General features: G+C 33.1%; 21 protein-coding genes. 14 read left to right on the forward strand and 7 right to left on the reverse strand.

The features are described 5' to 3' along the window. Position 1 precedes the first annotated feature (1 nt). Together GBH57_RS07725 and GBH57_RS07730 are read right to left on the reverse strand one after the other, a co-directional pair. Positions 2 to 409, reverse strand: coding sequence for a thiol-disulfide oxidoreductase DCC family protein (locus GBH57_RS07725; protein WP_151673751.1), 408 nt, complete (start codon positions 407 to 409; stop codon positions 2 to 4). Then, entirely contained in the window at positions 409 to 2,574 is a 2,166-nt protein-coding gene (locus GBH57_RS07730; protein WP_151673753.1) for an endonuclease MutS2, read from the reverse strand. Before GBH57_RS07730 ends, GBH57_RS07725 begins: the two co-directional genes overlap by 1 nt. A gap of 126 nt (positions 2,575 to 2,700) precedes the next feature. On the opposite strand from GBH57_RS07730, the gene ung reads away from it, so the two are divergent. Then, the gene (gene ung / locus GBH57_RS07735; RefSeq protein WP_151673755.1) at positions 2,701 to 3,369 is read left to right on the forward strand and encodes a uracil-DNA glycosylase; all 669 of its coding nucleotides are present in this window, start codon (positions 2,701 to 2,703) and stop codon (positions 3,367 to 3,369) included. A gap of 318 nt (positions 3,370 to 3,687) precedes the next feature. On the opposite strand, the gene GBH57_RS07740 is transcribed toward ung, so the two are convergent. From GBH57_RS07740 to GBH57_RS07755, 4 genes are all read right to left on the reverse strand, one after another. Then, a complete protein-coding gene (locus GBH57_RS07740) occupies positions 3,688 to 4,536 on the reverse strand; it encodes a substrate-binding domain-containing protein (protein WP_151673757.1) in 849 nt (282 codons plus the stop codon). A gap of 23 nt (positions 4,537 to 4,559) precedes the next feature. Further along, the gene (locus GBH57_RS07745) at positions 4,560 to 5,444 is read right to left on the reverse strand and encodes a nucleoside phosphorylase (RefSeq protein ID WP_151673759.1); all 885 of its coding nucleotides are present in this window, start codon (positions 5,442 to 5,444) and stop codon (positions 4,560 to 4,562) included. A gap of 39 nt (positions 5,445 to 5,483) precedes the next feature. Beyond that, complete coding sequence (locus GBH57_RS07750) at positions 5,484 to 5,813, reverse strand: translation initiation factor (RefSeq protein WP_151673761.1); 330 nt, start codon at positions 5,811 to 5,813, stop codon at positions 5,484 to 5,486. Positions 5,814 to 5,891: 78 nt separating this feature from the next. Beyond that, positions 5,892 to 6,842: an isopenicillin N synthase family dioxygenase gene (locus tag GBH57_RS07755; protein WP_151673763.1), complete on the reverse strand. Its 951-nt coding sequence runs from the start codon at positions 6,840 to 6,842 to the stop codon at positions 5,892 to 5,894. Between the two features lie 122 nt (positions 6,843 to 6,964). On the opposite strand from GBH57_RS07755, the gene GBH57_RS07760 reads away from it, so the two are divergent. The 13 genes from GBH57_RS07760 (at position 6,965) to GBH57_RS07820 (ending at position 18,380) form a co-directional block, all read left to right on the forward strand. After that, positions 6,965 to 8,971: an alpha-ketoacid dehydrogenase subunit alpha/beta gene (locus tag GBH57_RS07760; RefSeq protein WP_151673765.1), complete on the forward strand. Its 2,007-nt coding sequence runs from the start codon at positions 6,965 to 6,967 to the stop codon at positions 8,969 to 8,971. 233 nt (positions 8,972 to 9,204) lie between these two features. Then, entirely contained in the window at positions 9,205 to 9,366 is a 162-nt protein-coding gene (locus GBH57_RS07765) for a DUF1328 domain-containing protein (RefSeq protein WP_151673767.1), read from the forward strand. A 30-nt stretch (positions 9,367 to 9,396) separates the two neighbouring features. After that, positions 9,397 to 9,882: a lipocalin family protein gene (locus GBH57_RS07770; RefSeq protein ID WP_151673769.1), complete on the forward strand. Its 486-nt coding sequence runs from the start codon at positions 9,397 to 9,399 to the stop codon at positions 9,880 to 9,882. Continuing rightward, positions 9,882 to 10,592: a YiaD family glycine zipper/OmpA-like lipoprotein gene (locus GBH57_RS07775; protein ID WP_151673771.1), complete on the forward strand. Its 711-nt coding sequence runs from the start codon at positions 9,882 to 9,884 to the stop codon at positions 10,590 to 10,592. The genes GBH57_RS07770 and GBH57_RS07775 overlap by 1 nt, the downstream gene beginning before the upstream one ends. An 89-nt stretch (positions 10,593 to 10,681) precedes the next feature. Next, on the forward strand, positions 10,682 to 11,827 hold the full coding sequence (locus GBH57_RS07780) for an NAD(P)/FAD-dependent oxidoreductase (RefSeq protein ID WP_151673773.1): 1,146 nt from the start codon (positions 10,682 to 10,684) through the stop codon (positions 11,825 to 11,827). Further along, positions 11,824 to 12,537, forward strand: a complete 714-nt coding sequence (locus GBH57_RS07785; protein WP_151673775.1) for a methyltransferase domain-containing protein — start codon at positions 11,824 to 11,826, stop codon at positions 12,535 to 12,537. Before GBH57_RS07780 ends, GBH57_RS07785 begins: the two co-directional genes overlap by 4 nt. Positions 12,538 to 12,542: 5 nt before the next feature. After that, positions 12,543 to 13,595, forward strand: a complete 1,053-nt coding sequence (locus GBH57_RS07790; RefSeq protein WP_151673776.1) for a type III polyketide synthase — start codon at positions 12,543 to 12,545, stop codon at positions 13,593 to 13,595. Between the two features lie 10 nt (positions 13,596 to 13,605). After that, the gene (locus GBH57_RS07795) at positions 13,606 to 14,379 is read left to right on the forward strand and encodes an SDR family oxidoreductase (RefSeq protein ID WP_151673777.1); all 774 of its coding nucleotides are present in this window, start codon (positions 13,606 to 13,608) and stop codon (positions 14,377 to 14,379) included. A 15-nt stretch (positions 14,380 to 14,394) separates the two neighbouring features. Continuing rightward, positions 14,395 to 14,820, forward strand: coding sequence for a 3-hydroxyacyl-ACP dehydratase FabZ family protein (locus GBH57_RS07800; protein WP_151674029.1), 426 nt, complete (start codon positions 14,395 to 14,397; stop codon positions 14,818 to 14,820). Between the two features lie 20 nt (positions 14,821 to 14,840). Beyond that, on the forward strand, positions 14,841 to 16,112 hold the full coding sequence (locus GBH57_RS07805) for a beta-ketoacyl-[acyl-carrier-protein] synthase family protein (RefSeq protein ID WP_151673778.1): 1,272 nt from the start codon (positions 14,841 to 14,843) through the stop codon (positions 16,110 to 16,112). 24 nt (positions 16,113 to 16,136) lie between these two features. Then, positions 16,137 to 16,388 (forward strand): acyl carrier protein, encoded by a 252-nt coding sequence (locus GBH57_RS07810; protein WP_151673780.1) that lies wholly within the window; start codon positions 16,137 to 16,139, stop codon positions 16,386 to 16,388. Between the two features lie 10 nt (positions 16,389 to 16,398). Further along, positions 16,399 to 17,166 (forward strand): TerC family protein, encoded by a 768-nt coding sequence (locus GBH57_RS07815; protein WP_151673782.1) that lies wholly within the window; start codon positions 16,399 to 16,401, stop codon positions 17,164 to 17,166. Beyond that, on the forward strand, positions 17,166 to 18,380 hold the full coding sequence (locus GBH57_RS07820) for a class I SAM-dependent rRNA methyltransferase (RefSeq protein ID WP_151673784.1): 1,215 nt from the start codon (positions 17,166 to 17,168) through the stop codon (positions 18,378 to 18,380). Before GBH57_RS07815 ends, GBH57_RS07820 begins: the two co-directional genes overlap by 1 nt. Before the next feature lie 72 nt (positions 18,381 to 18,452). On the opposite strand, the gene GBH57_RS07825 is transcribed toward GBH57_RS07820, so the two are convergent. Next, a complete protein-coding gene (locus GBH57_RS07825; protein WP_151673786.1) occupies positions 18,453 to 18,755 on the reverse strand; it encodes an HPF/RaiA family ribosome-associated protein in 303 nt (100 codons plus the stop codon). Positions 18,756 to 18,821: the final 66 nt, after the last annotated feature.

The following is an 18,821-nucleotide window of genomic DNA, read 5'->3' on the forward strand; positions in this document are numbered from 1 at the left end:
TTTATAAAAACTTAGCTTTTAACTCAGGTGTAGGAATCATACAGCTATCCTTTTTACCATACCATTTGTATCTGTTTTTAGCAATATAATCATAGACTACATCACGTATAAAAGCTGGTACTATAATAAAAACATAGAGAAGTGGCCAAGCTCCTCCAAGGTATTTTGCGGTTCTTAAAGCTGCGGAAGATTTAACGTATGCTTTACCATTTTCAATGAGTACAATTGAGTCAATGTTTTTTGGATCGATATTATATTTGGTTAAATAGGACTTTCCAGGTTCTTCCTGTAATGCAGTAAATCGAAATACATCTTTATTATCAAGTTTAATAACAAAGTTGACAGCGCTATTACAAAGATTGCAAACGCCATCAAAGAGTAAAATTTTATGTTCTTTAGTGTCAATCATTATTTACCAACGTATTCTAATTCATCAAGACTCACATTTGTTGTGAAAATTCCATAATTAACAGTTGCTTTATTTTTTTCAATTTTATCAATAGTTCCTATTGCTTTACCATCTTTCATGCGTACTCTATGCCCTAATTTTAATGGAACTTCAGGTTTAGGAGCAGGTGCTTTTTTAGCTTCGGCTTTTTCTATTTTTTTCTTTTGTCGTATTACTTCAACTTTTTTTTCAACTTCAGCTTCCGTAATTTTTTTCTTTGCTTTTACTTGCTTCTTTTGCTTTGGAGCTATCTTTTTACGTTTAGAATTTTCCACAAGAACCATTTTAAATAGTTCGTCAATTAACAATTTTTTCTTTTTGTTGTTATGGAAGCGCTCAGATAAAACATCAAACTTTTTACCAATAGAAATCAACTTTTGATTGCTATCAAAAAGCTCTTGATAATTTTCTAATTTGTCTTGTACTTTAGCATTAATCTCTTTTAGTTGCTGTTCTTCTTTACGAGCTTTTTCAGCTGAAGTCTCAAGGTTCTCTGAAGTTTTACGAAGCTTTGATCTTTCTTTTTGTAAATCGGCAATTGATTTATCAAATCTAATTTTACCTCTAGCAACTTTCTTTTTAGACTTATTAATTAAGCTATAAGGAATTCCGTTTTTTTGAGCTACTTCAAATGTAAACGAACTCCCAGCTTCCCCTAAAAACAATTTATATAGTGGTTCTAAGGTTTTGCTATCAAATAACATATTTGCATTAATTGCGTGTGGCAACTCATTTGCAAGTAATTTTAGGTTAGCGTAGTGTGTTGTTATTATTCCGAAAGCTTCTCTTTCATAGAAAACCTCGAGGAATGTTTCAGCTAATGCACCACCCAATTCTGGGTCACTTCCGGTTCCAAATTCGTCAATAAGAAATAGTGTATTACTGTTACATTTCCGAAGAAAATGATTCATCTTTTTTAAACGGTAACTATAAGTGCTTAGGTGATTTTCAATAGATTGATTATCGCCAATGTCAGTTAGTATCCTATCAAAAAAGCAAAATTCACTTTGTGGTTCTACTGGAATTAGAAAACCTGTTTGCAGCATAATTTGAAGCAGACCAACGGTTTTCAATGTTATACTTTTTCCACCTGCATTTGGTCCCGAAATCACGATAATGCGTTCTTCGTGTTTTAACGAAATACTTTGTGGATAGGTTTTTTCTTTACGAGCCTTATTAGTTAACAATAGTAAAGGATGGTAGGCGTTTATTAAAGATAACCTTCTTGCTTTAGTAATAATGGGTACGTTAGCATCCATTTTTAAAGCGTATTTCGCTTTCGCTGAAATAACATCAATCTTTACTAAAAAGCTTTGATAAGATTTTAATAAGGGGGCATACGGTCTAATATATTCCGTAAGCATTTTTAGTATTCGTTTAATCTCTTCGCGCTCTTCGTAAATAAGATTGCTCAACTCAGTTGTAAACTCAAAAGTTTCCTGAGGCTCCATATACACAATACTACCCGTTTTAGAAGTTCCTAAAACAGTACCTCTCACTTTTTTACGGTACATTGATTTTACCGCTAGTACGCGTCTGTTTTCTACAACCGACTCTCTAATTTCATCTAAATAATCATTACTAGAATATGCGCTAAGTGCTTTGTTGAAAGATGAATTAATTTGTCCTTTAACACTATTTAATCGTCTTCTAATAGCTAGTAATTGTGGGGAAGCTTCATCTTTAACTTCGCCATATTTGTTGATAATAGCTTTAATTTCTTCGCTTATATGTTGCTTAAAATCTATTGTATTAGACAATGAATGTAACTCAATATAAAACTCTTCATATTTCTTGAAAAATTTGAGTATCATTCCAGTCGAATCAATAATAGCTCCCATTTTTCTAAAGCCCGATATCTCCAAAACACTATTTTCAATATCTAACAAATAGAGTTCTCTTGTTATATCGTCAAAACCGTGGTTAGGTACTGGCGCATCACTGTGTATAGAAGCTTTATATTCATTTACGCGAGTTAATGCTGGTATAATTTCGGCTTCATCAGTAAATGGTAATAGTGTTACCATGTGTTCTTTCCCTAAGGTTGTAACGCAATACTCTGCAGTTTGCTTTAATATCGTAGGAAATTCTAAATCTAAAAGGGTCTTACTGTCTATTTTAATCATTGAGAAAGGCACATTGAGCGTGCTACATTTAATTTTCTTCTGAAATTTTAATCACTTTACAATAGTTAAGTCGCCTTAAAGTTTTGCTATTTTTGAAAGTAGATTGCAACTACAAAAATAGACAATATGGATGTAAAAATGGGGCCTCAGTGGGAGGCAGTTTTGGAAGATGAAATACAGAAAGATTATTTTAAATCTTTAGTTGAAACCATTGAAAGCGAATACCGTCTAAATACCTGTTATCCTCCGTCTAATAGTATTTTCTCAGCTTTTGAGTATACGCCATTTAATGATATTAAGGTGGTAATTATTGGGCAAGATCCTTATCACGGTAGAGGACAGGCTAACGGGCTTTGTTTCTCCGTAACTGATGGTATAACGCATCCACCATCATTAAAAAACATTTTTAAAGAAATAGTTTCGGATATTGGAATTGCATATCCAGAAAGCGGAAACCTAGAACGATGGGCTAAACAAGGTGTGCTATTGCTAAATGCAACTTTAACAGTAAAAGAAGCAGCAGCTGGGAGTCATCAAAAAATAGGATGGGAAACATTTACTGATGCTGTAATTAAGAAAATTTCAGAAAAACGTACTGATGTAGTCTTTTTATTGTGGGGAGGTTTTGCTAAAAAGAAGGCTAAACTTATTGACGGAAACAAACACCACATTCTATTAAGTGGTCATCCTTCTCCATTAAGTGCAAATAGGGGGTATTGGTTTGGTAATCAACATTTTTCTAAAACCAATTCATTTTTAGCATCTAAGGGTAATTCCTTAATTGATTGGAAATAAAAAACTATCTATAAAATGGTTGGCATACATTTTACAGATAGTTTAGTTCACTTAAACTATAAACTAAAAAAAATTACTTCTCTTCTTTTTGATTAGACTCTGTTGCATCATTACAACTAAACTGTAGTAATAAAAAATTGATACCTACTAAACTGCCTAAAACTATTAAAAATGTTGTCATAATTGTGAGATTATATATGTTAGATGCAGCATTCCTTAAAGGGTTGCGTCAAGCTTAAAAAAAATAGTAGCTTTAGTAATATATATAGTTAATTTAAAAAAAAATCATAAAAAACACCCTCGAAGGGTGTTTAATTTTTATCCTAAAATATCATTAATGGGTTTTTCGCTTTCAATTAACTGTAGTTGTTTGAGTTTTTTCTGAACCCTTGTTACTTCAGCTTCTGATAGTTGCTCTTGGCTCCATTCAGTAAGTGATAACCATTCCTGTACATCTTCAATATTTTGATCGTATCTATTAGATATCATTTGATCAATACAAGGGATTTCCTTAAACTCTTCTGTAGTAGCGTTGATAATGTCTAAAATTTTAGAAACAGCATCAGGATCATTTTCTAATACCTCGTTTCTAACTGCAATTACAAAACATGGCCAAGGAGTAGGGCATTCGCCTACGATGTTAAAGGGGCCATTATCTACATAAGGTTTTGTAGTAAATTTTTCCCACATAAAATAATCACCTTTTCCTTCTGGCAATCCATTTAATGCACCTTCTAAATTTTTTATAACTTCAAAATCAAGATCCTTCTCGGTATCCCAACCTTGCTTTTCAGCATTTACATAAGCCATTAAATGAGATCCAGAACCGTATCTACTTATAGCAGCTTTAGTACCTTTTAAATCTGAAATACTCTTATAATCGCTATTTTTTGCTGTGTGGATCCCCCATATCAATGGCGATTTTACAAACACCTGAACAATTTTACTTGGGTTACCATTAATAATATCTCTTATAATTCCTTCTGTGAGGATTACAGCCATATCAATTTCACCTTCTCGCAATGCTTTACACATTTGTCCCGTACCACCATAGTAATCTGTCCATCGTAAATTGATGTCCACCTCATGATATTCCTTATTTTTTAAAGTTAAATACCAAGGAAGATTAAAATGCTCTGGTACTCCGCCTATTTTAAATTGTTTCATACTCATCTTGTAACAGAAGCAAATTAAAGTGTTACTAATTTATTTAATGTATTTTCAATTAACAAAGCTACAGTTTCTTTAGGTTTTTCACTAAAAGTACCATTTGCTCTATTTGCTATAATTGCATTTAAAGATATGGCTTTGTGTCCTAGTAGTTTAGCTAATCCATATATTCCAGAAGTTTCCATTTCCAGATTAGTTATTACTTGGTTATTGTAATTAAAGGACTCTAATTTAGAATTCAACAAATCGTCTTGTAGTACTAAACGAAGTTTTCTTCCTTGAGGCCCGTAAAATCCAACATTAGTAGCAGTTATTCCTTTTCTGAAATTTTCGCCAGTAAAAAGATTAAGCAACGTTTCGTCACCATTTACAACATATGGTTTTGAATTAGACGTATTCCATTGAGTATGCTTAACAAATGCTTCAGATAATTCTGAATTAATAAAAGAAGCTGTTTTATAAAAATGGAGTAGATTGTCAAAACCTATTCCTATTTCAGAAACTAAAAAACTATCTAAAGGGATATGTTCTTGGATTGCTCCAGAAGTTCCTATTCTGATAATATTTAATTGTGTTAGTTCGTCTTTTATAGTTCTTGTTTTGAAGTCGATATTTACAAGTGCATCAAGTTCATTAAAAACAATGTCTATATTATCAGTTCCTATTCCAGTTGAGATAACCGTAAGGCGTTTACCTTTATATAATCCGGTTTCGGTTTTAAATTCTCTTTTGTGCTTAGATACTTCTATCACATCAAAGTGTTTCGTGATAGCGCTTACCCTATCAGGATCACCTACAGTAATTATTGTATGAGCTATATCTTTAGGTAATAAGTTAAGGTGGTAGATGCTACCATCCTTATTTAATATAAGTTCGCTAGGAGCGAGTGGATTAGAATTTTTGATATGTAACGGTATTATATTAGTTTGTTATTTCGCTTAAAATCAACCGCCTACACGTTTAGTTTTAAAACCTTTATCCTGTAAAAAATTCATGATTTTATCACGATAATCACCTTGAATAATAATTTGCTCATTTTTAAAACTACCTCCCACACTTAGAAGTTTTTTTATCTCTTTAGCAAGTTGTTTAAAGTCACTATCAGCACCAGTGTATCCTTCAATTATTGTAATAGGTTTTCCCTTACGCTTTTCATATTTGCAAATCATTGGTTCTTCCTGTAGCCATATTTGATTGTTGTCAACAACTGGCTCTGGTACATTAGACTCTTCGTGATCTGGAAATAGGTTTTTTAATTGATCTTTTAAATCCATTTATTTAGGTTATGATTTATTTCTCAATAAATCATGAGAAATAAAAACCTGCTCAACTTATAGCTGAGCAGAGGTCTACTATTTTTTAATTAAACCAATTTCAACAAGTCGTTGGTGTAAAAATTCACCAGCTGTAATATCGTCAAATGCTTTTGGGTTTTGTTCATCAACACATTCGGGCATACAGTTCAATTTCATATCACCTCTTGGGTGCATAAAAAATGGAATTGAATATCTTGGGTTTCCCCATTCTTCTTTTGGCGGGTTAACCACGCGGTGTATTGTAGAGCGCAACTTATTATTAGTATGTCGTTCAAGCATATCGCCTACATTAATAACTAATTCATCTTCTTCAGGAATTGCATCAATCCATTCTCCATCCTTACGTAATACCTGAAGACCTCCTGTAGAAGCTCCCATTAATAACGTAATTAAATTAATGTCTCCGTGAGCACCTGCACGAACTGCTCCTTGAGGTTCCTCAGTAATAGGTGGGTAGTGGATAGGTCTTAAAATACTGTTTCCATTTGCTGCCCAATGATCAAAATAATGCTCGTCAACTCCAATATATAAAGCCAAAGCTCTTAAAACATTGATTCCAGTTTTTTCAAGCATTCTGTAAGCTTCCATTCCTGTTTTGTTGAAATCTGGAAGTTCTTTAACAATCACATTTTCAGGATAGTCTTCTGGTAAATTAGCATCTTCTGTTGGTTCTTGTCCAAAATGCCAAAACTCCTTTAAATCTCCTTCTTTTTTACCTTTAGCGTGTTCTTTACCAAAAGAAACATAACCTCTTTGACCACCTAAACCTTCTATTTCGTATTTCTTTTTCTCTGCTACGTCTAAAGCAAAAAAAGCTTTAATTTCTTTATATAATTCTGAAACAAGTTCATCGCTTAAAAAATGATTTTTTAATGATACAAAACCTATTTCTTCATAAGCTTTACCTAATTCATTTACAAACTTTTGCTTTCGAGCAGCATCACCGCTTAGAAAGTCAGCAAGATCTACACTTGGAATATTATTCATAATACATACATTTTATGTTACAAAGATACCAAATTACTAATGGAAACCGAATTGAAAAAAAAGTCTTAATTATAGTCCTAGTGTGCTATTTTTTCTACTTTTGATTTACATTAAAAATAATTATGAGTACTAAAACAGCTGCACAAATTTCATTCGACTATAATCGCGCTTCGCTATCTAATGAATTATTACTAAAGTTATATAAATCAATGCTTAAGCCTCGAATGATTGAGGAAAAAATGCTAATTTTATTACGACAGGGAAAAATATCTAAATGGTTTAGTGGTATTGGTCAGGAAGCAATCTCAGTTGGTTTAACATCTGTACTTGATAATGAAGAGTATATTTTACCTATGCACCGTAATCTTGGTGTATTTACAACAAGAGAGATTCCGCTACATAGATTATTCTCCCAATGGCAAGGAAAAGCGAACGGCTTTACAAAAGGTCGTGATCGTAGTTTTCACTTTGGAACACAAGAATATAATATTGTAGGGATGATATCGCATCTTGGGCCACAATTTGGTGTTGCAGATGGAATAGGACTAGCAAACAAATTAAAAGGAAACAATCAAGTTTGCGCAGTATTTACTGGTGAAGGAGGAACAAGTGAAGGAGATATTCATGAAGCTTTAAACGTAGCTAGTGTATGGCAATTACCTGTTTTATTCTGTATTGAAAATAATGGATATGGACTATCTACTCCTTCAAGCGAGCAATATAATTGTGAAAACCTTGCAGATCGTGGTAAAGGTTACGGTATGGAATCTCACATTATTGAAGGAAATAATATTCTTGAAGTTTATACAAGATTAAATGATCTTGTTATTGATATGCGTAAAAACCCAAGGCCTGTTTTACTAGAGTTTAAAACTTTTAGAATGCGTGGGCACGAGGAAGCAAGTGGAACAAAATACGTTCCTCAAAACTTATTAGATGAATGGCAAGCAAAAGATCCATTAATAAATTTTGAAAATTTCTTATTACAGGAAGATGTTTTAACCGAAACTATAAAGAAGAAATATAAAGCTGAAATTAAAACTGAAATCAATAACGGATTAGACCTAGCTTTTGCTGAAGAAGTTATTGAAGCAGACTTAAGTACTGAGTTAAATGATGTGTATCAAAGTTTTATATATCAAGAAGTTACATCAAACAATAAAACAGAAGAACTTCGTTTAATCGATGCTATTTCCGAAGGATTAAAGCAATCAATGGAACGTCATCATAACACGGTTATTATGGGGCAAGATATTGCCGAGTATGGAGGTGTGTTTAAAATAACTGACGGCTTTTTAGAAGCTTTTGGTAAAGAACGTGTTCGTAATACTCCCATTTGTGAGTCGGCTATTGTGTCTGCTGCGATGGGACTTTCTATTTGTGGCTATAAAGCCATAATGGAAATGCAATTTGCAGATTTTGTTACTTCCGGATTTAATCCAATAGTTAATTATTTGGCCAAATCTCATTATAGATGGAATCAAAAGGCTGATGTAGTAATACGTATGCCTTGCGGTGCAGGTGTAGGAGCAGGACCGTTTCATAGCCAAACAAATGAAGCTTGGTTTACTCACACTCCTGGATTAAAAGTAGTTTACCCAGCTTTTCCATACGATGCTAAAGGTTTATTAGCTACAGCTATTGAGGACCCTAACCCGGTATTATTCTTTGAACATAAAGCATTATATAGAAGTATACGCCAGCAAGTACCAACAGATTATTACACATTACCTATTGGTAAAGCAGCAACATTGCAAGAAGGAAATGATGTAACTATCATTAGTTATGGTTTAGGTATTCATTGGGCTATGGAAACATTAGAGAAGAATCCTAATATTTCAGCAGACCTTATTGACCTTAGAACGCTTTCGCCTTTAGATACTGAAACAATTTTTGCTTCGGTTAAAAAAACAAGTAAGATTATTATCCTACAAGAAGATTCAATGTTTGGTAGTATGGCTAGTGATATTTCAGCATTAGTAACTGAAAATTGTTTTGAATATCTAGATGCTCCTGTAAAAAGAGTAGCTAGTTTAGAAACACCAATTCCTTTTGCGGCAAATCTTGAAGCGCAGTATCTACCTAAAAATAGATTTGAAGATCAATTATTGGCACTTTTAGCTTATTAGATTTTTTTTAATTTTTGAATATTAATCAATTACATTACTGCTATATTTTAACATAAAAACTGTTAAAATACAATTTAAACAAAGCCTTAAACACTTATTATACAGTTGTTTAAGGCTTTTTTAATCTTCGTTGATTTATTTAACAAGTTCAGTTAAATTTAAGACAAACATTATTGTTTCGCTCTTTCTTCACAGTACATTAGCGTCAATATTAACAATCAAAAACTTTTATTATGATACGTTGGATAATTATCTTTTTAGTAATCGCTTTAGTAGCGGCAGTATTTGGATTTGGAGGAATAGCAGATGGAGCAACAGACATTGCAAGAATTATATTTTACATTTTCATTGTTCTATTAGTATTTTCATTACTATCTAAATTACTTAGAAAATAAACTAGTCTTTAATCAAACCTATATTTTAAGATGAAAAAAATCATAGCAATTGCTGTTTTGGCATTCACCATTATTTCTTGTGGTGTGCCAAAAACAGTTATTCAGTCTAAAAAAGTTGTGAAGGGTAATTGGACTTTAGAAGCAATTACGTACAATCAAACTGGAACTTATAATGTTTCATTATTTAATGACACATCTAAAGAGTGTTTTGAAGGATCAACCTGGCGTTTTATACCGAATAATAATTCTGGTATATACACCATAAATGGAGCAAATTGTCAAACAGGAGATCGAAATTTTATATTTACAATTCAAGAAGTAGATGCTGATTCCGGTTTGTACGATTTTTTACTTAAACCTACAGTAAAACAAGGAAGTTCTAACAAAACTGAAACTACAGGTTTTAGAGTAAATCTAACGCAATTAAGCGATACAAATATGCGTTGGGAACAAACCGTAGATTTAGACGGTAAACCTTTTAAAATCAATATGGACTTTACTAAAATTCAAGAATAATGAAAAATATAATTAAGAAATTTACTATTACTGCATTGAGTTTATTGTTAGTAATTGGATTAACTAGTTGCGAAGCAACCAAGAACGCAAATAACAAACAGAAAGGTGCTGTTATTGGTGCTACCGGTGGTGCTGTTTTAGGAGCAATTCTAGGAAACAACATAGGTAAAGGTGGTAATGGTGAAATTGGAGCCGTTATAGGGGGAGTAGTAGGTGGTGGTGCTGGTGTCCTTATTGGAAATAAAATGGATAAACAAGCACAACAAATTGAAACTGAAATTCCTGGTGCAAAAGTAGAACGTGTGGACGATGGTATTGTGGTAACGTTTGATGAAAATAGTGGTGTCTACTTTGACACTGCTAAATATAACATTAACGCAGCATCAAAAGCTACTTTAGACAAGTTATCTGGTGTTTTAAAAGAGTATGTTGATACTAATGTACTTGTTGTAGGACATACTGATAGTGTAGGTAGTGACGAAAATAATATGACTTTATCTAAAAATAGAGCTTATGCTGTAACAAACTATTTTACAGGAACCAAAGGGATGAATGCTTCTCGATTTACAACAAATTGGTACGGTGAACAAACACCAGTAGGAGATAACAATACTGCCGAAGGTAGAGCTGAAAATCGTAGAGTGAACATAGTAATAGTTCCAAATGAAAAAATGAAAAGTGACGCTGAAAAAGAAGCAAATGGAAACTAAATAGTTTTATTTGTAATATATTATTAAACCCATTCATAAAGTTTTGTGAATGGGTTTTTTATGTGCCATACAATCCCGAAATTAGAGCAATGATAAAACTAACGCATTTTGATGTATTAATTATTGGAGGAGGACTTGCAGGTTTAAGTACCGCAATCCATCTTTCAAAACAAAACGTAAAGGTGTTGGTTATTGAAAAACAAAAATATCCACATCATAAGGTTTGTGGTGAATACGTTTCTAACGAGGTATTGCCATATCTCAAACAATTAGGCGTTAATCCACTTTATCATAATGCTGCTGAAATATCTAAATTCAAAATAACTGATACGTTTAATATTGAAATAGATGTACAGTTAGATCTTGGTGGTTTTGGGATAAGTAGATTTTCATTAGATGCTATTCTGTATGATGAAGCTAGAAAAAATTCGGAATTCATCTTCGATACTGTCACTAGTATTACATACGAAGTAAATGATATTTCTAAAAAATCTATATTTTCTGTGCTAACAAGTGCTAATTCTCTGTATACAGCAGATTATGTTGTAGGGTCTTTTGGAAAACGAAGCAATTTAGATAAATCACTTAATAGAACATTCATTCAAAAAAAAACTCCTTGGATGGCAGTAAAAGGGCATTATACTTATGAAATGCCAAACAACCAAGTTCAACTACATAATTTTAAAGGAGGCTATTGCGGACTCTCTAAAACGGAAACAGGACAGGTCAACGCTTGTTACCTCTCTAAAGTTTCAGCTTTTAAAAAATATAAAAGTATAAAAGCATTTCAGAAAGAACATCTATCAAAAAACAAACATCTTAAGCATTTCTTTGAAACTGCAGTTCCTGTGTTTGAAAAACCCTTAACTATTAGTCAGATTTCATTTGAGAATAAAGAACCGATATCTAACCATATATTTATGCTAGGAGATAGTGCAGGTTTAATCCATCCACTTTGTGGAAATGGAATGGCTATGGCAATACATAGCGCCAAAATTTTTAGTGAATTATATTTAAAATCTAGGAACGAATCTAGTGATAGTAGACAGTGGCTAGAGGATAACTATGCTTTAAAATGGAATAATGCATTTCAAAAAAGATTAAAAGCGGGGAGTGTTATACAGCGTATTTTACTTAATGAAACATCATCTAAAATAGGACTAAAAATAGCGAGTGTATTTCCTCAAATAGTACCTTCAATTATAAAAAAAACGCATGGCAGCCCAATGATATGATAAAAATTTCAGATACATATCGCTCAACACAAGAAGAGATTATGGACGACTTTGCTCTTCAAGGCAAGGAGTTAGAACTATTGCTTAATGATTTAAAGCGTGTTAATAAATTATTGGGTGGGAATGCTATCACTATTAATGGATTAAAAAAAATATTGACTCATAAGCAAAGTGGACAAATAACAATTGTTGATGTAGGATGTGGTGATGGCGAGTTGTTAAGACAATGTGCAAAATTCACTCGTAAAAAAGGATGGGACTGCTTATTTATTGGTATTGATGCTAATGAACATATATTAAAAACTGCAGAAGAACGATCGACAAGTTTCCCTGAAATTTCATATAAAATAATGAATGTACTTTCGCCTAAAATTAAAGAAATTTCTGCAGATGTATTTTTATGCACCTTGTTTTTACATCATTTTAAAAACGAACAAATATCTCAAGTTTTAAATAATTTTATGAAACAAGCAAAAATAGGAGTTGTTGTTAATGACTTAGAAAGAAGTAAAATAGCCTTTACTTTATTCAAACTATTTAGTACTATCTTTATAAAAACACGCATTGCAAAACACGATGGTTTGGTGTCTGTAGCTCGTGGGTTTAAAAAGAATGAATTGTTTAAAATTTCAGAAAAAATAGCATTTAATAATCAAACTATTCAATGGAAATGGGCTTTCAGATTTCAATGGATTCTCTTTAAAAAATAACCCTAATGGCTGTAAAGATAACAACGGTTGCTACGCAATTACCACCATATTCTAGAAATACTGAAGATATCATTCCGTTTGTAAAAGAATGGATGTCTAGTCAGGATTCAAGATACCAAAGAAAGGTTATAAAACTTTTTGAAGGCGCAGGTGTAGATAAACGCTATAGTATTATGGATCCAATCGAGGTGTTTACAAACCCAAGTTTTGAAGCTAGAAACGATATATATTCTAGAGAAGTTCAAAAACTAGGAAAAAGAGCGATGCTGAAAGCGCTAACAAAAGCTTCATGGAAGGCAACAGATATTGATTTTTTAATAACAGTAAGTTGCACAGGCATCATGATACCTAGCGTAGATGCATATTTAATAAATGACTTACAACTAAGGCAAGATGTTGTGAGGCTTCCGGTGACAGAAATGGGTTGTGCCGCTGGAGTTTCGGGGATAATTTATGCTCAAAATTTCTTAAAAGCAAATCCTGGAAAAAGAGCTGCTGTAGTGGCAATTGAAGCTCCCACAGCAACATTTCAATTAGAGGATTATTCGATGACTAATGTAGTTAGTGCTGCCATTTTTGGTGATGGTGCTGCCTGTGTATTACTATCTTCAAACAAAGAAGATTCAGGTGCCGAAATACTAGCCGAAGAAATGTATCACTTCTATAATGCTACATCATTAATGGGATTTAAGCTTGTAAATACAGGGCTTCAAATGATTCTAGATAAAGAAGTTCCACAAACAATTAGCAATCATTTTCCAAATATTGTACATCCTTTTCTAGAAAAAGCAGGAAAAACTATCGCTGAAGTTGATCATTTAATTTTTCATCCAGGCGGAAAAAAAATAGTACAAACGGTGGAAGAACTTTTTGGAAGTTTAGGCAAAAATATAGATGACACAAAAGAAGTACTCAGACTCTATGGAAATATGAGTAGTGCAACAGTGCTGTATGTTCTTGAACGATTTATGGACAGAGGGGTAGCTCCTGGAGAACTTGGTTTGATGTTGAGTTTTGGGCCTGGTTTTTCAGCACAGCGAGTATTGCTGAAATTTTAAAAATCTAACTATGGTTAATAAGACTAATAAATATGCTTTAATTTTAGGGGGAAGTAGCGGTTTAGGGCTTGCTACGGCTCATAAATTAGCTAAACACGGATATAACTTAATTCTAATCTATCGAGCTAGACGAAGTGATAGAGATACCTTAACGCAAGAATTTGAATTAATGAAATCTCATAATGTTTCAGTTACTGCGTTTAATAAAGACGCTTTGAAAACAGAAGTAATTAATGAAATTTTAACCGAATTAAATGACATTAAAATTTCAGTATTAGTCCATAGCATAGCGAAAGGGACATTAAAACCACTGTTAAATGAAGCAAACCAAACATTGACTAAAGAAGATCTTGATATTACCATTCACGCAATGGGGACAAGCTGGTGGCAATGGACACGAGCAATTATCGATAACAATATGTTTGCTAGCGATGTAAGAAATATTGCTTTCACTAGTGAAGGTAATAATACCGTTTGGCAAGGTTACGGAGCTGTTTCTGCCGCAAAGGTTACCTTAGAAGCATTAATGCGTCAAATGGCCATTGAATTAGCCCCATTGGGTATAAAAACAAATTGTATTCAAGCTGGAGCAACTCAAACTTTATCATTTAAAATGATTCCAGGTAATGAGCACATTGCTGAAATGTCACTAAAAAGAAACCCTTTTAATAGAATGACCACACCAGAAGACGTTGCCAACTCAGTGTATTTGCTTTGTAAAGATGAAGCAAACTGGATAAATGGAAACGTACTAAAAGTTGATGGAGGCGAAAGTTTACGATAATATACAAATATGCAAATCACACTTGAAGAAATTCGTTCTAAACTCCCATATACCAAGCCGTTTTTATTTGTTGATGGCTTAACACGTGTGGACGAAAATGGGGTTGAAGGTTTTTATACATTTAATAAAAATGCCGAGTTTTATAAAGGACATTTTAAAGACAACCCAATTACTCCAGGAGTATTATTAACAGAGTGTATGGCTCAAATAGGCGTTGTTTGCTTGGGTATTTTTTTATTAGGAAACGCTACAGATCAAACTAAAATAGCTTTATCAAATCAACATATAGATTTTTTAAAAGCAGTAATGCCAGGAGAGAAGGTGCAAGTGGTTTCTGAGAAAGTATATTTTAGATTTGGTAAACTTAAATGTAAGGTGCGTATGTTAAATGAAGCTAATGAAACCGTTGCTCTTGGAGAAATAAGTGGAATGATTGTATAGTATTTTAATACCTAGACTAGATGAAAAATAGAGTTGTAATTACAGGAATGGGAGTTTGTGCACCTAACGGTGTGGGTCTTGAGACCTTTACCGAAGCATTAAAAAATGGAACCTCAGGAATTACACATCATCAGTTATTAAAAGATTTAAATTTCTCTTGCCAAATAGGTGGAATCCCTAAAATTTCAGAAGAAAAAAAGAGGGAGTATTTCACTGATTTACAACTTAGAAACTTCAATGCAAGCGGAATTCTTTATGGAATAATTGCTGGAATGGATGCTTTAAATGATTCTGGTTTAAGTATTGCAAATCAAGAGGATGAACCTAATTGGGATTTAGGAATTGTATTTGGTGTGGCTACAAGTGGTGTGGAAAAATTCAGAGAATCAATTTATAAGTTGGATGAAGGGAAAGTTCGTAGATTAGGTAGCACCGCAGTAGCTCAAACTATGACAAGTGGTGTAAGTGCATATTTGACTGGGATGATAGGTGCAGGAAATAGTGTAACTACAAACTCGTCTGCCTGTGCAACAGGAACGGAGGCTATTTTAATGGGTTATGAGCGTATAGCTAATGGCCAAGCAACACAAATGTTGTGTGGAAGTACTGGTGAAGATGGCCCATATATTTGGGGTGGTTTTGATGCTATGAAAGTGATTAGTTATAAGTTTAATCATAATCCAGAGTCTGGTTCACGGCCTATGGATAGTGATGCTTCGGGTTTTGTACCTGGAAGTGGAGCAGGTGCGATGCTTTTAGAATCTTTAGAAAGTGCTCATGCACGAGGAGCGAAAATTTATGCAGAAATTTTAGGTGGTTCTGTAAATAGTGGAGGACATCGACAAGGTGGTAGTATGACTGCACCCAATGCAACAGCAGTTAGAAAATGTATTAGTAAAGCTCTTGAAAACAGTACTATTGATGCTTCGGAAATTGATTACATCAATGGTCATTTAACTGCTACAGTTAAAGATCCTGAAGAAATTAAAAACTGGACTATTGCACTAAAAAGAAAAGGGGAAAATTTTCCATATATAAATTCGCTTAAAAGCCTTACGGGTCATTGTTTAGCAGCAAGTGGAAGTATTGAAAGTGTTGCAACAGTATTACAAATGAAGCACAATTTTATCTTCGGGAATAAGAATTGTGAGAATCTTCATCCTTCGATAGCTTCATTAATTTCAAGTGATAGCGTACCAACTGAGAAAATTTCAGCAACTATAAAAACAGCAATAAAGGCTAGTTTTGGTTTTGGAGATGTGAATGCGTGTATTATCTTTAGAAAATATTAGCAAGACAAAATTTCAATATATTTTATGACTTCAGAAGCTATATTTAAACAACTAATCCCAATTATTTCAACCTATTTACCTGAAGACGTGTCTAAAGATACTATTCAGTTAGACAGTGACTTAACAGCAGAGTTAAATATTAATTCGGCACATTTAGTAGATGTTGTTTTAGATGTTGAAGACGCTTTTGAAATTGAATTTGCAAATGCAGACATGGAAAAGCTTAGAACTGTAAACGACGCTATTTCAATAATACAAACTAAACTAACCAATTAAACGACCCAACATGGAAGGACTTTTTACCCTTGAAAACTTTATTACCCTCGGACTTTTAACAATGCTACAAGCAGTTTTAGGTTTAGATAACTTGTTATATATTTCTCTAGAATCTAAGCGAGCTCCTATTGAGGAGCAAGCACGTGTGCGTAAATTGGGTATTGGTTTAGCTATTGTATTACGTTTAGTTTTACTATTTGTATTGCTTCAATTAATAGCACTTTTTCAAGATCCTTTATTTGGTTTTCATTGGGAAGGAATAGTGGAAGGTGAGTTTAATATACATAGTTTGATTGTCCTTTTTGGAGGAGCATTCATAATGTATACAGCTGTAAAGGAAATTATGCATATGATGCAATTAGATATTCATGACACTGAGGAACAAAAACCTAAAAGTGTTAATATGATTATTGTTTCAATCGTAATTATGAATCTTGTATTCTCGTTCGATTCTATTTTAGGAGCTATTGCGTTAACAGATGTATTTTGGGTAATGGCCGTGGCAATTGTTATAGGTGGATTACTTATGATATGGTTAAGTGGAAAAGTAACAGAATTCCTTAAAAAGAACCGTATGTATGAGGTTTTGGGTTTATTTATTCTTTTAATTGTAGGAATTATGCTACTTTCAGAAGGTGGACATATTGCTGAACTTCAACTTTTTGGAAATCATATTACTCCTATGAGTAAGACCACATTTTACTTTGTAATCGCAGTACTTGTTATTGTTGACCTTATTCAAAGTAAATACCAGAAAAACCTAAACAAACAACTATAATGTTTAATAACCCTTTTCCTAACCGAAAACCGTCAGTTCTTGCTGTAAAGCTTTCGGCTAAAGGAGAACGTAGTGTTCGTTCAGAACATCCTTGGATATTTAGTGATAGCATTGAAAGTGTCAATAAAACTGGTACGGCAGGAGATATTGCTGTAATATTTAGTCATTCAAAAAATAAACCAATGGGTGTAGGATTGTATGATCCAGATTCGCCTATCGCTATTAAAATGGTGCATCACGGAGGTGGAGCAAAACTTGATGAGGAGTTTTTTCAAGAAAAAATAAATAGCGCTTTTGCTTTAAGAAGAACACTTTTACAGACTCATACCAATAGCTATAGACTTCTTTTTGGAGAGAATGATGGTTTTCCAGGTTTTATCGCTGATATATATGCTGAAGTGCTTGTTGTTAAATTATATAGTGAAATTTGGCTGCCTTATTTAGAAACAATTTGCACGCAACTTCTGGAGGTTTCTAAAGCCGAAACGCTCGTGCTTAGATTGAGTCGAAAATTACAGCAAAGTAAAGCCCATAATTTGAAAGATGGAATGGTGCTCTTCGGAAAATTGAAGAATGAAACTATCGTTTTTAAAGAACATGGGGTTAATTTTTCTGCTAATGTTATTAAAGGACATAAAACAGGATACTTTTTAGACCACAGGAACAACCGAAAGTTAGTAGGAGAACTAAGTAAAGGAAAGACCGTTTTAGACGTTTTTAGCTATGCTGGAGGATTTTCAGTTCACGCATTAGCAAGGGGAGCTACCTCCGTTACTAGCTTAGATATTAGTGAGCAGGCATTACAACTTGCTTTAGCAAACGGTAAATTAAATAGTTATAAAGGAACACATAAGATAATTGCTGGCGATGCTTTTAAAGAAATGGAGCTTCTTATTATAAACAAACAACGATTTGATGTAGTAATAATTGATCCACCAAGTTTTGCCAAAAGTGAAAAAGAGATTGTGCTTGCTTTAAAAAAGTACAAGCAATTAGCGCAATTAGGAGTAAAACTAACAAATAAAGGAGGTTTACTTGTTTTGGCTTCTTGTAGCTCAAGGGTGACTAGTAAAGCATTCTTCAATTTAAATACTGAAATGTTAGACGCTTCTAAACGTACTTATAACCTTATTAAGAAAACATTTCACGATAGTGATCATCCTATATCATTTCCTGAAGGAGCCTATTTAAAATGTGGTTATTACAGATTTTAAATTATTAAAATTTCAACATAAAAAAAGCCTTGACTAATTCATAGTCAAGGCTTTTTACTTTTACTTATAATATTAATGCGCTTGCATTTTATCCTTTCGTTTTTGTAGTTGCGTTTTAACATCTCCTACAGTTTTAGCAATTGCACTTTCAAAAGCACCTGTATTTGATGAGGCAAAAATGGTAGTACCAGGAACATTCACTCTAATTTCGCAAATCATTCCTTTTTCTGGAGAACTTGTTTTTTCAGTTTTAAAGTAGACATCACTACCTACCATAAAATCGTATTTATCTTCAAGCTTATTAAGCTTCTCAGAAGCCATTGCCTCTAATCTTTTGCTTGCTGCTACGTCTTTGTATTCGAAATTTATGTTCATAGTCTTTTCGTTTTAAATTATAACTTAAAGATACGAGACAATTTTTTGTAATAAAAAATTTTAATA

The organism is Patiriisocius marinus (assembly GCF_008974325.1).
GTDB lineage: Bacteria > Bacteroidota > Bacteroidia > Flavobacteriales > Flavobacteriaceae > Patiriisocius > Patiriisocius marinus.

Bases quoted from the DNA above. Each gene is read 5' to 3' on its own strand.
- GBH57_RS07815 (WP_151673782.1), top strand. From the start codon at position 16,399: ATGGAAGGACTTTTTACCCTTGAAAACTTTATTACCCTCGGACTTTTA.
- GBH57_RS07790 (WP_151673776.1), top strand. From the start codon at position 12,543: ATGGCTGTAAAGATAACAACGGTTGCTACGCAATTACCACCATATTCT.
- GBH57_RS07795 (WP_151673777.1), top strand. From the start codon at position 13,606: ATGGTTAATAAGACTAATAAATATGCTTTAATTTTAGGGGGAAGTAGC.
- GBH57_RS07755 (WP_151673763.1), bottom strand. From the start codon at position 6,842: ATGAATAATATTCCAAGTGTAGATCTTGCTGACTTTCTAAGCGGTGAT.
- GBH57_RS07725 (WP_151673751.1), bottom strand. From the start codon at position 409: ATGATTGACACTAAAGAACATAAAATTTTACTCTTTGATGGCGTTTGC.
- GBH57_RS07820 (WP_151673784.1), top strand. From the start codon at position 17,166: ATGTTTAATAACCCTTTTCCTAACCGAAAACCGTCAGTTCTTGCTGTA.
- GBH57_RS07740 (WP_151673757.1), bottom strand. From the start codon at position 4,536: ATGAAACAATTTAAAATAGGCGGAGTACCAGAGCATTTTAATCTTCCT.
- GBH57_RS07770 (WP_151673769.1), top strand. From the start codon at position 9,397: ATGAAAAAAATCATAGCAATTGCTGTTTTGGCATTCACCATTATTTCT.
- ung (WP_151673755.1), top strand. From the start codon at position 2,701: ATGGATGTAAAAATGGGGCCTCAGTGGGAGGCAGTTTTGGAAGATGAA.
- GBH57_RS07750 (WP_151673761.1), bottom strand. From the start codon at position 5,813: ATGGATTTAAAAGATCAATTAAAAAACCTATTTCCAGATCACGAAGAG.
- GBH57_RS07780 (WP_151673773.1), top strand. From the start codon at position 10,682: ATGATAAAACTAACGCATTTTGATGTATTAATTATTGGAGGAGGACTT.
- GBH57_RS07805 (WP_151673778.1), top strand. From the start codon at position 14,841: ATGAAAAATAGAGTTGTAATTACAGGAATGGGAGTTTGTGCACCTAAC.
- GBH57_RS07730 (WP_151673753.1), bottom strand. From the start codon at position 2,574: ATGATTAAAATAGACAGTAAGACCCTTTTAGATTTAGAATTTCCTACG.
- GBH57_RS07810 (WP_151673780.1), top strand. From the start codon at position 16,137: ATGACTTCAGAAGCTATATTTAAACAACTAATCCCAATTATTTCAACC.
- GBH57_RS07785 (WP_151673775.1), top strand. From the start codon at position 11,824: ATGATAAAAATTTCAGATACATATCGCTCAACACAAGAAGAGATTATG.
- GBH57_RS07775 (WP_151673771.1), top strand. From the start codon at position 9,882: ATGAAAAATATAATTAAGAAATTTACTATTACTGCATTGAGTTTATTG.
- GBH57_RS07760 (WP_151673765.1), top strand. From the start codon at position 6,965: ATGAGTACTAAAACAGCTGCACAAATTTCATTCGACTATAATCGCGCT.
- GBH57_RS07825 (WP_151673786.1), bottom strand. From the start codon at position 18,755: ATGAACATAAATTTCGAATACAAAGACGTAGCAGCAAGCAAAAGATTA.
- GBH57_RS07765 (WP_151673767.1), top strand. From the start codon at position 9,205: ATGATACGTTGGATAATTATCTTTTTAGTAATCGCTTTAGTAGCGGCA.